Below are 320 nucleotides of genomic sequence, written 5' to 3'. Positions count from 1 at the left end.
CTTGCGCGCCATCAGCTGCGAGAAGCCGTAGAGGAAGGCGGAGCCCAGCGACAGCAAGGCCGCCCAATCGAACAGCCCAGCGCCTGGACGCACCATCACGACCACGCCGAGCAATCCGATCAGCACGGTCGCCAGCGTCCGCCAAGACACGCGTTCGCCAAGATACGGCCCGGCCAGCACCATGATGCACAGCGGCGCCATGAAATAGAGAGCCACCGCGTCGGCCAGCGGCAGGGCGGCGATCGCCAGATGCTAGGACGTGTATGAGCTGAACTGGATGAAGGCGCGCAGCGTCAGCAGGCCGGAGCGCTTCGAGAGCC

At 66.2% G+C, this 320-nt stretch carries 1 pseudogene; it reads right to left on the bottom strand.

Annotated features, from left to right (window positions below):
- A pseudogene (locus EN807_RS33900) lies at positions 1-320 on the bottom strand (EamA/RhaT family transporter); the annotation flags it as partial.

It is taken from the genome of Mesorhizobium sp. M5C.F.Ca.ET.164.01.1.1, from assembly GCF_004792125.1.
Lineage (GTDB): Bacteria > Pseudomonadota > Alphaproteobacteria > Rhizobiales > Rhizobiaceae > Mesorhizobium > Mesorhizobium wenxiniae.
This window is presented reverse-complemented; position numbering and strand designations above follow the sequence as displayed.